General features: G+C 38.8%; 14 protein-coding genes. 8 read left to right on the top strand and 6 right to left on the bottom strand.

The window, feature by feature from the left end; translation table 11 throughout:
* Positions 1 to 59 precede the first annotated feature (59 nt).
* A complete protein-coding gene (locus R3X28_RS08115; RefSeq protein WP_317663902.1) occupies positions 60 to 1,997 on the bottom strand; it encodes a S9 family peptidase in 1,938 nt (645 codons plus the stop codon).
* A gap of 296 nt (positions 1,998 to 2,293) precedes the next feature.
* On the opposite strand from R3X28_RS08115, the gene R3X28_RS08110 reads away from it, so the two are divergent.
* Positions 2,294 to 3,136: a 1,4-dihydroxy-2-naphthoyl-CoA synthase gene (locus R3X28_RS08110; protein ID WP_154365397.1), complete on the top strand. Its 843-nt coding sequence runs from the start codon at positions 2,294 to 2,296 to the stop codon at positions 3,134 to 3,136.
* A gap of 262 nt (positions 3,137 to 3,398) precedes the next feature.
* Here R3X28_RS08110 and R3X28_RS08105 read toward each other — a convergent pair whose 3' ends face one another.
* Positions 3,399 to 4,727: a serine hydrolase gene (locus R3X28_RS08105; protein WP_317663900.1), complete on the bottom strand. Its 1,329-nt coding sequence runs from the start codon at positions 4,725 to 4,727 to the stop codon at positions 3,399 to 3,401.
* Positions 4,728 to 4,908: 181 nt separating this feature from the next.
* Between R3X28_RS08105 and R3X28_RS08100 the strand changes: the two genes are divergently transcribed.
* Genes R3X28_RS08100 through R3X28_RS08085 form a run of 4 tightly spaced genes read left to right on the top strand, consistent with a single transcriptional unit; the run spans position 4,909 to position 9,046 of the window.
* The gene (locus R3X28_RS08100) at positions 4,909 to 6,468 is read left to right on the top strand and encodes a VCBS repeat-containing protein (protein ID WP_317663898.1); all 1,560 of its coding nucleotides are present in this window, start codon (positions 4,909 to 4,911) and stop codon (positions 6,466 to 6,468) included.
* A gap of 1 nt (position 6,469) precedes the next feature.
* The gene (locus R3X28_RS08095; protein ID WP_282054886.1) at positions 6,470 to 6,901 is read left to right on the top strand and encodes a 3D domain-containing protein; all 432 of its coding nucleotides are present in this window, start codon (positions 6,470 to 6,472) and stop codon (positions 6,899 to 6,901) included.
* Positions 6,902 to 6,912: 11 nt separating this feature from the next.
* The gene (locus tag R3X28_RS08090) at positions 6,913 to 7,575 is read left to right on the top strand and encodes a peptidoglycan recognition family protein (protein ID WP_317663896.1); all 663 of its coding nucleotides are present in this window, start codon (positions 6,913 to 6,915) and stop codon (positions 7,573 to 7,575) included.
* A 1-nt stretch (position 7,576) separates the two neighbouring features.
* Positions 7,577 to 9,046: a M14 family metallopeptidase gene (locus tag R3X28_RS08085; RefSeq protein WP_317663894.1), complete on the top strand. Its 1,470-nt coding sequence runs from the start codon at positions 7,577 to 7,579 to the stop codon at positions 9,044 to 9,046.
* A gap of 66 nt (positions 9,047 to 9,112) precedes the next feature.
* On the opposite strand, the gene R3X28_RS08080 is transcribed toward R3X28_RS08085, so the two are convergent.
* On the bottom strand, positions 9,113 to 9,280 hold the full coding sequence (locus tag R3X28_RS08080) for a hypothetical protein (protein WP_282054891.1): 168 nt from the start codon (positions 9,278 to 9,280) through the stop codon (positions 9,113 to 9,115).
* Between the two features lie 186 nt (positions 9,281 to 9,466).
* A complete protein-coding gene (locus tag R3X28_RS08075) occupies positions 9,467 to 10,558 on the bottom strand; it encodes a vWA domain-containing protein (protein WP_317663891.1) in 1,092 nt (363 codons plus the stop codon).
* 236 nt (positions 10,559 to 10,794) lie between these two features.
* On the opposite strand from R3X28_RS08075, the gene R3X28_RS08070 reads away from it, so the two are divergent.
* From R3X28_RS08070 to R3X28_RS08060, 3 genes are read left to right on the top strand one after another with little or no spacing between them, the layout of a single operon-like run.
* On the top strand, positions 10,795 to 11,805 hold the full coding sequence (locus tag R3X28_RS08070) for an XdhC family protein (protein ID WP_317663890.1): 1,011 nt from the start codon (positions 10,795 to 10,797) through the stop codon (positions 11,803 to 11,805).
* Positions 11,805 to 12,419, top strand: coding sequence for a nucleotidyltransferase family protein (locus tag R3X28_RS08065; protein WP_317663889.1), 615 nt, complete (start codon positions 11,805 to 11,807; stop codon positions 12,417 to 12,419). Before R3X28_RS08070 ends, R3X28_RS08065 begins: the two co-directional genes overlap by 1 nt.
* A 3-nt stretch (positions 12,420 to 12,422) precedes the next feature.
* Positions 12,423 to 13,514: an amidohydrolase family protein gene (locus R3X28_RS08060; protein ID WP_317663887.1), complete on the top strand. Its 1,092-nt coding sequence runs from the start codon at positions 12,423 to 12,425 to the stop codon at positions 13,512 to 13,514.
* A gap of 18 nt (positions 13,515 to 13,532) precedes the next feature.
* Here the strand turns inward: R3X28_RS08060 and R3X28_RS08055 are convergent, their stop codons facing one another.
* Positions 13,533 to 13,679, bottom strand: coding sequence for a hypothetical protein (locus tag R3X28_RS08055; protein WP_179955059.1), 147 nt, complete (start codon positions 13,677 to 13,679; stop codon positions 13,533 to 13,535).
* Between the two features lie 217 nt (positions 13,680 to 13,896).
* Positions 13,897 to 14,529, bottom strand: a complete 633-nt coding sequence (locus tag R3X28_RS08050; RefSeq protein WP_317663886.1) for a GntR family transcriptional regulator — start codon at positions 14,527 to 14,529, stop codon at positions 13,897 to 13,899.
* Between the last annotated feature and the right edge of the window lie 24 nt (positions 14,530 to 14,553).

Below are 14,553 nucleotides of genomic sequence, written 5' to 3'. Positions count from 1 at the left end.
TTGGATGATCTATAAAATTATGTTCGTCGAAACTGCTGTTATCGGTAAAGGGAAAAGCATCACTCTTCCCCTTCAATTTCAATTTTGGGGACTTCCCCCTCAACAGGTAGGTTTTCTTCTTTAAGGTATCGGTCCAAAAACTTCAATATTCGGCTATATGCTTCTATTTGATTTTTCTTTTTTACAAAGCCGTGACCTTCATCCTCGAATAAAACATATTCCACAGGAACATTGTTTTTCCGGACCCCTGCCACGATCTCATCGGATTCTACTTGTAAAACCCTTGGGTCTTGGGAACCTTGCAATACGATCAATGGTTTTGTTACTTTGTCTGTATGGAACAAAGGTGAAATACGTTTTAAACGAACAGAATCGGCCGAATAGGGATCACCCAATTCCAGGTATAGGGCTTCCCTAAACGATTCCCAATACGGAGGGATACTTTTCATGGTTCGCAACCAATTGGTAACACCGAATAAATTAACACCCACATCAAACTCCTCTGGAGTGTATGTTAATGCCGCCATCGTCATGTATCCGCCATATGACCCTCCTAAAATACCAATTTTTTCACCGTCGATTTCAGGCTGTTCGGCTAACCAGTTTTTACCCTCCACACAATCCTGGAGATCTTTTTCCCCATGGTTCCTATCATCCATTTTAAAAAAGGTCTTTCCATAGCCACTACTGCCTCGATTGTTCACGGCCAAAACGGCATAACCATGATTGACCATATACTGCATCAAAGAATTGAAATTTTGACGCGTTTGACCACCTGGGCCACCGTGTACCCATACCAAGGCCGGTACTTTATTGGTTTCGGAAGCCTGATGTGGTAAATAATAAATGGCAGGAATTTCCGTGCCATCAAACGATTTAAATCGAATAACTTCTGCATTTACCAAATCTTCAACATCAATTTCATCATTCAATACATGGGTCAATTTGTATTGTTCTTTGGTATTTAGGTTGTAGGTATACAAATCTGAAGGTGTATTAGAACCACCTACATACATCCGCATCCATTCTTCGTTATCACTAAAATTGACACTCGTAATACTCTTGTTATCAAAATCCGGCATATCAATAGGCTGCATTGTTTTGGCATCCAATATATCAATGGCATTCTTTCCGTCTTCATTGGTATAAACTACCATGTAATTTCCTTGCGAGGTAAAACCACTTCCCATAATGTCCCAAGACTTCTCAACGACCTTTTTCTTTTCCTTTGACTCCAGATCATAGGACATCAAATACGAAAATTCACCACCATCATCAGTGGTGTAGTAAAAAGTTGAATTATCCACCGAAAAATCCTGGGCGGAATTTGCACTTAGATTTTCATTGATTTTGGTTGTTTCCTTGGTTTTTACATTATAGATAAATAAATCACTGTCATTGGTGTTCATCACCTTTGACAAGGCGATATAATTCTCATCATCTGACATTTCACTATAATCCAACCCGTCATTATTTTGGTAGATCATTTCGGATGTATAGCCATCAATCGATAATTTATATACATCAAAAAACCGAGGGTCTCTTTTATTTGATCCGTAATACAAATGATTTTTATCCTTTGACCATCCATAAAAACCTGCTTTGGCACCTTCCGCAGGGGTTATGTCCTTGATTGAACCATCTAACTCCCTTACATAAAGATGATCTATTTCATCTCCATTGCCATCTGCGCTGTAAAGCATCCTATTATCATTTGGAAAGTATGATTCCGCAAAAACGGATGTACTATCCGATGCGGTAATCGCTGTCATTTCGCCCCCTTTAACAGGAATCGTATAGATATTATAAATCCCTGACCGATTACTGGAAACCAATAAATTGTTGTTGTCATAAGAAAAGCTTCCTCCACCTACAGACTCATTGTCCATGAACTGATCAATAGTGTATTGTTTGATTTCCCTTTGGACCATCTGAGGTTCTTCTTTGCAAGAAACCAATAACATTACCATTAATAAACCTAAAATTTTCGTTTTCATAAAAATGCATTTTTTTTAAAATTAGAGATAGGAGGTAAGTGAACCAAGTTCGCTTCCTTTTCCAAGCTGTGTTCTACTACTGCAATAGCTAATAAAAAATGGGGGAGTACTCAAATATAAATAATTTAGTCACACTTTTAACATTCATATATCGATTTCCGAAATTTGGTCTCTTTGTCAGAAAGACTGATGGTGAGCATTTTTTGGAAAAAGACGAAGACAACCGTTACCCATAATTTTATCAAATTGTGTTACTTTGCAATTGTTAATTTTGTTGCACATCAAAAACCGATACCATGCAAAAAGCCAGTTGGAAAACCGCTATAGAATTTGAGGACATCACCTATAAAAAAAGTAATGGGGTTGCCCGCATCGCCTTCAACAGGCCTAATGTGCGCAATGCCTTTCGGCCAAAGACAACGAGTGAACTCTACAAGGCATTTTATGACGCTCAGGAAGACACATCTATAGGGGTTGTTCTGCTTTCGGCGGAAGGCCCTTCAACCAAAGACGGGGTTTATTCTTTTTGCAGTGGTGGCGACCAAAAGGCACGTGGCCATAAGGGTTATGTAGGTGAGGACGGTATGCACAGATTGAATATCTTGGAAGTACAACGTTTGATACGTTTTATGCCCAAAGTGGTAATAGCCGTTGTCCCTGGTTGGGCCGTTGGTGGCGGGCATAGTCTACATGTAGTTTGTGACCTGACTTTAGCCAGTAAGGAGCATGCCCTTTTTAAACAGACCGATGCCGATGTTACCAGTTTTGATGGCGGGTATGGTTCTGCTTATTTGGCCAAAATGGTCGGACAGAAAAAAGCACGTGAGATTTTCTTTTTAGGTCGAAACTATACCGCACAGGATGCTTATGAAATGGGAATGGTAAATGCTGTGATCCCTCACGAAGAATTGGAAGATACCGCTTATGAATGGGCTCAGGAAATCCTGGAGAAATCACCCACCTCTATAAAAATGTTGAAGTTCGCCATGAACTTAACCGATGATGGTATGGTTGGGCAGCAGGTATTTGCCGGGGAAGCAACCCGATTGGCCTATATGACAGAAGAAGCGAAAGAAGGTCGAAATGCCTTTTTGGAGAAACGGAAGCCAAATTTTGACAAGAATAGCTGGATTCCTTGATTAGAACGAACTGAGTAAGAATGGCTGCGGGATTCAATAAAACTGTTGTAAACTAAAAAGAGTCCCACCGTTTACCGACAAGACCCTTTTACGAGAACACTATATGAAAATGAAAAAAATTATTTACTTGATTATTACAGGGTAAATATAGAACAGCTTTACAGAAAATTCGAATTATTGTTGTGTACCAAGCCAGAAATGTAGTGAACCTTCCCAAAAAGAGTATTTAGCTTTTACAACTTTTCAAAAAACAGTAAGTCATCTATTCTATAGCCTTGATGACTTCACTCAAGAAAGTATTGACATCAAACTCAGGATATTCTGCCAAACCTGTACGCACCACCACCAAATCTTTGGAGGGTATTATGAATACATACTGACCTTGATAACCATTGGCCGAGTAAAGATCTATGGGAACATCGGGGTAATTTCCCTGGGCATTTAGCCAAAAGTGTGCACCATAGGTGCCTTCGGATAGTTTTGTAGGTGTTGTAATATAATCTACCCAAGAAGCATCAAAAAGTTGTTCCCCATTCCAATTTCCCTTGTTCAAGTACAATAGACCGAATTTGGCCCAATCCCTCGTAGTGGCCCATCCATAAGAAGAACCTATATAATTACCTTTCATATCGGTTTCAATGATCATGGAGTGCATTCCTAACTTATCTACCAAGGCCGTATAGGGAAAATCCAAGTACTCCTGTTGGGTTTTGAATCGATCTCTTAAAATACCTGACAGTAGGTTCGTTGTGCCAGAGGAATAGTTCCAGATCTCTGTAGGTTGGGCAATGGCTTCTTTATCTTCTTGTGCAACTGTCATATCTTCATCCAAAAACAGCATTCTTGTCACATCGGATATTTTGGTATAGTCCTCTTCCCAGGCAAGTCCACTTTGCATGCGCAATAGATGGTTCAGGGTAATATTCTTTCTTTCATCATTTTGCCAAGAGGGGATAGGTGCCGGTTGTTGAACATCCAGTTCTCCCTTGTACTCTAAGATTCCATACAAGGTAGCCAAAACACTTTTGGTCATAGACCAACCCAGAATAGGGGTTTCCTTGGTAAAACCTTTTATATATTCCTCTGCAATGATATGGTTTTTATAAGCAACCAGGACGGTTCTGGTTTTTTGTGTTTCAGCATTCCCAAAGGCACCATCCACAGCTTTTTTAAGTTGCTTATAATCCACATTTTCAAAAATCGTATCCTTAGGTTCCAAATCCCCATAAGGGAAAGGTAAAAAGGTTTTTTTTATGTCACGATTAGGATGAAAATCAAACGATTCCATTTCGTGATCGTCATCAACAAGTATACAGCCTATTCCGTCATTGCATATGGCCTTCCGCTCCATTAACCCAAATACCGTAGCTACGGCCCCGTCTTTGATCGTTCCTGTCTTCGCCAATTTTATCATGGGTACATTATGATCGTTCATAGTTACAGATTCCGAACTGCGATGGGCAACAAATTGGTTTGAAGCCATGCTCTTAGCGGCAAAACCGGAAATAATATTAAGTTTTGGATAATTTAACCAGGCGACTACGACCAGAATTAAAAGGACTATTGTAAGTAAGCGTTTAACTATTTTCATTGCTTAAATTAGTTATAAAACAAATTTAATGTTTCTTTTCTCTTTTGTCCGAACAATATAGCTTTAGCTAAAACATATTTTTTAAATTGCTTGTTATATCCTACAAAAAACATTGGACTTGAATAAAGACCAAGGATAGTCCATACTGACTGAATATTCTTGAAACCATTAAAGAAGCGCTATGATCAACTTGTCCAAAGTCTTTGAGTTTTCGAATTACAAGGGTATTCCATCATATTCAGGACTTATTATTTTTTGTGCTTTATTAATTCAATCTTGCGGTCAAACCAAAGAAGAAAAGGGACTTGCCCTTTACGAGACCCGTTGTGCCGTTTGCCATATTGCCCCTTCCATACAATCCCTACCAAAAACAGTCTGGGAAAAAAGTGTTCTACCCGATATGGGGGCAAGGATGGGTATTCGAAACAGTGGCTATAGCCCGTACAACGGACGGCCGTTCAAAGAACAAGAGGCAATCATGAAATCGGGAATATACACCTTACCCCCAATGATCAGCAATGAAGATTGGCAATTACTGCAAGAATATATTATTCGGCAAGCACCTGATTCTCTCATAATGCCCAAAAAAGGGATTACAAATCAGGCGTTAAAGGGTTTTACCCCACGCCCCATAACCTTTGATACCTTACCCGGTTTAATGTTCACTTACCTTAATTACAGAAAAAATATTGGCAAGATAGAGCTTGCTGACATGTCGGGAAGGCTTTTGAATTTTGATTATAAGGAAGGAAAAGTGTCTTTTATAAATCATTATAAGCGGCCAATTACAAGCTATTTTACATCCGAAGATGTGTCCTATGCCACACTGGTAGGTAAACTGGACCCTTCTGAGATTCCATCGGGCAGTATACTTATCGAAAAAAAGGGGGAATCATTCAAAATACCGAAAATTCTGCATAGGCCAGTACATACCGCGATAAGCGACCTAAACGGAAACGGCAAGGACGAGCTTGTAGTTAGCGAATTCGGATATCTTACCGGTATGCTGAGTTTATTGAAACAGAACGATTCCTTGGCATTCGAAAAACAAGTACTTTCAAGGCTTCCCGGAGTCATCCGCTCGGTAGTCAAAGACATGAATGGCGATGGCAAAAAAGATATTGTGGCGTTATTTTCCCAAGGGGATGAGAATATTACCATTTTCTACCAAGAAGATGATTTAAAATTCAAAATGGACAAAGTGATTCGTTTTAGTCCTATTTACGGGAGTAGTTGGTTTGAATTATTGGATTATGATAATGATGGGGATGATGATATCATTACCGTAAATGGCGATAATGCGGACCTAACTTATATTCCTAAACCTTACCACGGAATGCGAATTTACATTAATGATGGTAACAATAATTTTAAAGAACAATATTTTTATCCAATGAATGGTGCGACCCGCGTGGTGTCAAGGGATTTTGATAAGGACGGGGATATAGATTTTGCGTTATTGTCAACCTTTCCGAACTATGACAATCCAAAAGAATCATCATTTGTATATTTGGAAAACAAGAATTCCCCAACATTCATTTTTGAGGATGCCACTCTTGAAGAAGCCAACTTTGCCCGTTGGTTACTAATAGATGCAGGGGATGTTGACGAAGATGGGGATGAGGATATAATACTCAGTTCGTTTTCCTATTCCTTTACTCCCGTTCCTTCTGAAAAATTAAAATTTTGGGAAGAAAAAGGTGTTGATGTATTGATACTTGAAAACAAAACAAATCCGTAATATGGCCAACAATAGTCTCATTGGTTTGCTTCTAGTTTCTTTTATATGGGGGTGTGAAGAAGAAAAAAAAGAAGACCCTTACATTTGGATGCCTATTGAGGTTACCGCCACCGCCTATAACTCGGTTCAGTCACAAACCAATGAAATGCCCACAGTTACTGCTTGGGGAGATACTTTGGTCCCGGGCTTAAAATCATTGGCCGTTTCGAGGGATTTGATTGCAAAGGGGCTGGATTATGGAACAATGGTACGCATCGATACCTTTCCTGATACTTTTTACATCAACGATAAAATGCATTCGAAATGGAAAAACAGAATTGATATTTATATGGGAAACAACATTGATAAGGCCAAAGATTGGGGTAGAAGAAAGGTCATTATCGAATATGCCATTTTAAAAGAAAAACTGGATTCTTTACCCTTGAACGATTAAAACCGAGAATAATGAAAAAGATCATCCCTATTTTATTTCTATTAGTTCTTTCAGCATGTTCAACCACTAAGAAAATAGTGGATAAGCCCGTCATTTTCAATGATGAACGTACTGAACTAACTTTAAATTATTTAAAGGAGAGGTATGGATTGGATCAAAAAGAGCCAACGATTGTTCCGAAAATGATCGTTTTGCATTGGACGGCCATTCCTACATTCGAAAAATCATTCGATGCGTTCCGTAATTCAAAATTACCGAATTGGCGCCCTGATATAGAGAACGTGAGCGGCCTCAATGTTTCAGCCCATTTTTTGGTTGATCGTGATGGGACTATTTATCAGCTTTTACCGGAAACCACTATGGGCAGACACGTAATAGGATTGAACCATTGTGCTATCGGGGTTGAGAATGTGGGCGGAACGTCAGAAACCCCACTGACCAAGGAACAATTGAAATCGAATATTTGGTTGGTAAAATATTTGGCAGAAAAGTATGATATTGCATATGTTATTGGCCATCACGAATATACTTTGTTCGAAGGTCACGAACTATGGTTGGAGAAAGACAAAGGATACCGAACAAAGAAAACCGATCCGGGTGAAGAATTTATGACCAAGGTTAGAAACGCAACAAAAGAGTATAAATTTAAACCGCTACCTAAAAACAGTAATTAAAATGAATATGAAGTTAAACACTTTTTTCCTTTTTCTCTTTTTCATCAATACCGGATTTTCACAAGATTATGATATTACATCAAAACTCTATGGCACCTATGAAAAATACAAGGAAGAGAAACTGGATAAGCGCCGAATAAAACATCATGAGATACAACCTCTGATCGCTAAACATGCCGCCAATCCCTTATTTACCGTAACGAAGGTGGGCGAATCTATAGAAGGTCGCGATTTGAAACTGATCAGTATCGGTACCGGGGATACCAATGTATTTCTTTGGTCCCAAATGCATGGGGATGAACCTACCGCGACACAAGCTATTTTTGATATTTTCAATTTTTTGGCAAGCAATGGGTTTAAGTCTGAAAAACAGGAAATCCTAAGTAATCTCACCCTTCATTTCTTGCCTATGTTGAATCCCGATGGGGCAGAACGGTATCAACGAAGAAACCTTTTGGGGGTAGATATCAATAGGGATGCCTTACGGCTACAATCTCCTGAAAGCAAAACATTAAAAAGAGTGAGGGATAGTTTGGAAGCCGATTTCGGATTTAACCTGCATGATCAAAGTACATACTACAATGCGGAACGCACTGAAAAGCCCGCGACCATTTCCTATTTGGCACCAGCGTTCAATTATGAAAAAGACATAAACGAAACCCGTGCAAATGCCATGAAAATCATTGTATTCATGAACAATGTCATACAAAAATATGCCCCCGGCCAAGTAGGGCGGTATAATGATGATTTTGAACCAAGGGCTTTTGGTGATAACATTCAAAAATGGGGTACCAGTACTATTTTAATTGAGTCGGGCGGATATTCCAATGATGTGGAAAAACAAGAGATAAGGAAGCTTAATTATGTGTCGATCCTTTCCGCCATTTATACGATCGCTGAAGAAAACTACAAAGAAATACCTATTGATGAATACAGTAAAATTCCTGAAAATGATCGCAAACTTTTCGATTTAAAAATAACCAATGCCACATATCACTTGTTGGATAAGGCCTATAAATTAGATATCGGGATCAATCGACTTGAGGTTGATAAAAAAGGGAATACAGATTTTTGGTACAGCAGTCGAATCCTTGAACTGGGCGACTTATCGACCTATTATGGCTATAAAACCTTGGATGCGACCGATTATACCATAAAACAAGGTAAAGTTTATCCCAACGAGTTACATACCTTGGATGACATCAACCAAATCAATGCAATCGATCTCTTAAAGCAGGGATACACCTATTTGCGCGTGGCCAGGCTTCCTTTGGAAAAACTGGAATCACCTATTCCCATGAACATTATAGGAAGTACCTATAAAGTACCGGAGTTGCAATTGCAGATCGGTATTAACCCTACATTTCTGTTAGAGAAAAACGGAAAACCTGAATATGCCGTTATCAATGGTTTTCTCCTCGACTTGAATACGGGGGAGGGAGTTTTTAATAACGCGATGATCTATAGATAATCCATAAAGCTCCTAATTGGGCTTTTAGTGATTTCTGCATCATCTCTAAATAGGGTTTGTGTACCATCAATATCCATAACGTATGGTCATATAAGGGCCATAAGTCAATAAGATCACCAACATTGTGAGTAATGTTGAAACAATTGTGGCGAACAATAGAAGAACAAGGCTTTTATACCCTTTTGATAAATGTCCTGCCGGACTCTCTTGAATAATTTCTTTGATTACATCCATGATTTTCAATCTTAATAGTTAACAGCATCATCATAGTCTTTAGGATGTAGGTATTCAATTAAAATGGGGTTGTTGGTTTTAGAACAATCAACTTTGAAAAAACCCTACCTTAATTCGTTTGAAAATTAATGTAAATAAAAAAGCGTCCTGAAAAGGACGCTTTGTATCTAGATTATATAAATGCATTTATTCACAACCTCCAGTGAAACCGTCGGCACTGAATTTGGTTTGTACTGCACCTTGTCGATTGCCATCGGTCAATTGTATTACTAAATTGTTATCTCCACTACCATCCCTTTTTGGGCTGCAATACTCAAAAAGATAAAAGCTATTGGCCCGTTCCGAAATTTTCAAGGAAATATCGTTGAACGTATTTTCCAATTCTTCCGCATTACCTGCAAAAACGCTATACGTCTTGCCGATATCGGATAAAATTTGCGTATCTATCTCGGCACCAAGACCAATGGTAAAGAACGATATATTGGCACTAGCATCGTTTACTTTCTTTAAAGCCGCCTCTTTGGTATATCGGGAAGCTTGATCGGTACCATCAGTGAATACAACCACCGAGGCCGCCCCGATAACCTCATTTTTTATACTCTCTTTCAATAGGTCCTCCGCAATATCGGTCGATTCAATTACCGCTCCATAAAGATCCGTTGATGGATCATTGCTGATATCATCTGTAATGGAATCTATAGCAGCGACCAATTCCTGTTTAGAACTTGTCAAATCATTCAATAGATGTAATCCATCTTCCCCATCAAACCAATAGATGGCCATTTTATAAGATTCCTCAGTTGTTGCCGGCATCACATTATTCACAAAACTTACCGAAGCCGTTTTCAATTCGTCTAAGCTACTGCTCAGGACACTATTGCTCAAATCCAAAACAAGAATTGTGTTCGCATTGAATATCTGTGAATTCGGCGAGATACGGGCGTATGACTCCGAGGATGAAATGGTATTGAAACATTCATCATTACGACCTTGTTCATATATAGTGAATTGATTTGCCGTTAAGCCTGCGACAGGACTCCCATTGGTATCCGAAACTTTGAACAATATCGAAACTTTTCCCGGTAGGGTAGTGTATTGCTCTTGAATGCTTAATATTAAATCGCTTTCTTCAAAATTTAAACAATCATCTACCGGTTCTCCTTTGCCTAGGCCATCACCGAAATTTATATCCAGATTAACATCATCATCTGCATTACCACATGCAAAGGCCAATAAAAGAAAGGCAAAAATACTAGAATATTTAAAAAGTGATTTCATTTTCGTCATTTTGAGGTTCAACACACAGAACGCTCATTTGGATCATAAATTATGCCACAAAAATAAAACTTTGTTAAATCTTGTTAAAGAAAACCATGTCACGCAAATCCGTTAAATTAGAAGGGATTTAAAATCCTCATCAACATGTATAAATCATCTGTTTTTCGATGCCTTTTGCAGAAAATCAGGTACTATCGATTTTAAACCTTAAATTACAGTTGTTTTAAATTTACGGCATGACCCATGAATTCAAAAATATCGTAAAAACCTATATTTCCGCGAAGGAAAAACAACTTAAAACCGTTTTGGCAACAGTTGTGGCCCTTGATGGTTCATCTTACCGAAGACCCGGCGTTCGAATGCTCATTTTAGAAGATGGGAGGGCCGTTGGTGCAGTAAGTGGCGGATGTGTTGAAAAAGAAGTAATTCGCCAAGCCCAAAGTGTGCTGGAAAACGGTATTCCAAAAATGATGACATATGATGGTCGCTATCGATTGGGTTGTGAAGGCCTCCTATACATTCTCATTGAACCCTTTGAACCAAATGAAGCCTTTTTGTCGGCTTTTGATCGACTCGGCCACAATAGGAATGTATTCACCTTACAATCCTATTACACCAAGACAGAAGGCACGAATTTCTCCTATGGATCAATAATGCGTACGGATAATAACGACTTTCCATTTGCTGCCATTTTACGCCCTGTAAAAGGATTGGAGGTATTTTCCCAAAAAATGAAACCATGTTTTAAGCTTTTGATCATTGGTGCCGAACATGACGCGGTACAACTAAGTGGTTATGCCTCATTGACAGGATGGGAAGTGACCATTGTGGCACCTCCTTCAGAACAAAAAAAATTAAAGGATTTTCCTGGGGCACAGGAAATGTTATGTGTAGATGCCGACGATTTGGATATTGACCAAATAGATAACCAAACCGCCGTTCTTGTAATGACCCATAATTATGTAAAGGACCTTAAATTCCTAATACGAATCAAGGAATCCAAACCTGCTTATATCGGTATTTTAGGACCTATGAAACGCCGGGAGAAGTTAATGGGGGAATTGATCGAGAGGTACCCGGAAATCGATGATGCCTTTTTTGACTCTATTTACGGTCCGTCAGGTCTTAACATCGGCGCAGAAACCGCACAGGAAATATGTATTGCAATTATGGCTGAAATATTATCCGTAACCCGCAAGCAAGAACCTATAATGCTCAAAGATAAGTTAAGTGCCATACATTGCTAGTGGGAAAATCAACGAACATAGCCATAGTTATCTTAGCGGCAGGGGAATCTTCCCGTATGCAACAACCCAAGCAATTGTTACCATGGGGAGAGACCACACTCTTGGGCCAAGCCATAGAAACGGCCAAAACCAGCAGTGCACATGAAGTATTCGTGGTTTTGGGAGCCAATTCGGAAATGATCTTGCGGCAAATCGACCGAACGCAAATAAATATTGTTCTGAACGATAATTGGAAAAAGGGTATGGGTTCTTCGATTTCATGTGCTGTAAAAGAACTTATTCAAAGTAAAAAACAATTTGACGGTTTGCTCTTTATGCTTTGCGATCAACCATTTATCGATACGGCCTATCTTAATACGATGATCAGTACTTTCATTGATGAATACAATGATATTGTAGCAACGGCCTATGAAAATGGGAACGGGGTGCCTGTGCTATATGATCAAAGGTTTATTCCAGATCTGGAAAAACTTGATGGTATTGTAGGTGCCAAGGAAATATTGTTGAAAAATACCCAAAGTACCACCAACCTAAAGCCAAAAGGAAAAGAAATTGATCTTGACACCTATGAAGAATATCTATATTACTTAAAACAATCTAAAAAATCCGTTTAGTTTATGAGAAAACAGTGCTTTTATATTTTTATGGCTTTAACCTTTACATCATTCCACATCCTTTTTGCCCAAGAAATGCAATTTGAGGAGTATAACCCCAAATCAACCTTGGTAGTACCGAAACATGAGGTAAAAAAAGCCAAATTCCCATTTATCGATGTCCATAGCCACCAGAGGGATATGTCTAAAGAAGCATTGCAATCATTAGTCAAGGATATGGATGCTATGAACGAAGGGGTAATGGTGAATTTAAGTGGTGGTTCAGGGGAACGACTATTGGGCATGTTACAAAGCATCAAGACCAACTATCCCAATCGTTTCGCTGTTTTTGCCAATGTGGATTTTAGTGGGGTGGGGAGCGAGAATTGGTCCGAAAAAGCAGCGAAACAACTTGAAACGGATATAAAAAATGGCGCTAAAGGACTTAAAATATTCAAAAGTCTCGGTTTACGATACAACGATATAAACGGAAAGCGTTTAGCCATAGATGACCCTAGATTAGACCCCATATGGGCCAAATGTGCCGAAATGGGTGTGCCTGTTTTGATCCATGCTGCCGATCCCAAATCATTCTGGGATCCTATGGATGCTGATAATGAACGCTGGCTGGAATTAAAGACCCACCCTCGCAGAAAAAGGTCGAATACCGATCCTGCTCCCTGGGAGCAGATTATTAAAGAACAACATAACGTGTTCAAAAAACACCCAAACACCAATTTTATAAATGCGCATATGGGTTGGCACGCCAATGACTTAACTACACTTGCTAAGCTATTGGATGCCATGCCGAACATGTATGTGGGTATTAGCGCGGTTATTGCCGAATTAGGAAGACAACCCCAAAATGCACATGCGTTTTTTCTTGAATATCAAGATCGGATACTATTTGGGAAGGATAGCTGGAAACCAGAGGAATTCCCTACCTATTTCAGGGTTTTGGAAACCAACGATGAATATTTCCCCTACTACAAGAAATATCATGCATTTTGGGCCATGTATGGTTTGAACCTACCGGATGAAGTCTTAAAGAAGGTATATTATAAAAATGCACTGAAACTTATTCCAGGATTGGATACTGAATTGTTCATGGAATAAGAAGATCGTTTAATCTACTTAAGATTCTTTCTGGAGTGTCTCCACTTCGGTCTGTTCTTCATATTCCTGGAAAATACCGCAAGAATAAACTTTTTTGACCAAGGGAGCTTTTTTCTTTATCTTCTTTTTAGATAAAGCTTCAATCTGTGGAGATAAATAGTTCATGGTATAACTTTTAGTGTTTATACAAAGAACGTAAGAAATGTGATTTTAATATACATTCTTAAGCGGATATAAGATTTATTTAACAAAAATGGATTTTTAAATTAACGAACGTCTGATATTTGAAGCCATATTCCGTTAATACATTTAGTGGATTAAACCATTAATGCTCATGGATAGATAGATAAAATGAAGGGATTCTTAATAAAACAATTTCAGTTTAAACTTTGGTGAGCTGTTTTTTAATATAATCCAAAATAAGCATCCAATTCATTTTTAGTACAAGTGCGGCGGTCGGCACATTATCGTCTTCAATGGCCGAAATAATACCATCATGTTGGTTGTCGGATTTTGCATAGATGGAATCGTCTGATAAAAACGCCCTTTCATAAAATATGATCCGGGTCTTTAAATCGGTCAAGATTTGTTGGGCCAAGGCATTTTTATAATGCTGTGTCAGTATTTTATGAAATTCAAGTTTGGCATGGATCCTCGTTAACGTATCCGAAGCATTTTTAAATTTATGCTGTGCTTGTTTCAAGTCCTCGATCGATGCCTCATCGAATAACGAATTCTCCAAGGCCAACACTTCAAGATCTGCGACCAATTCATAAAGATCCTTGGCTTCGGCATATTTTAATTCGGCAATAATAAAACCCCGATTGGGAATCGCCTTTATCAGCATGGATTGCTGTAATTGGGTCAGGGCTTCCCGTATCGGAGTTACACTAACATCGAGTTTACGGGCCAATGCCGCCAAATTTATGGTTTTACCCGGCTCTAATTTACCCTGGGTCATTTCACTCAATAAGTGCTCCCGTACCTGATCTCTAAGTATAAGTTTTGAAATCATTGTGCTAAAATAATATTTCGTATA

Source organism: Maribacter sp. TH_r10, from assembly GCF_033101095.1.
Lineage (GTDB): Bacteria > Bacteroidota > Bacteroidia > Flavobacteriales > Flavobacteriaceae > Maribacter_A > Maribacter_A luteus.
The sequence above is the reverse complement of the archived record's forward strand: the minus strand, read 5'-3'. Positions and strand labels throughout refer to the sequence as shown.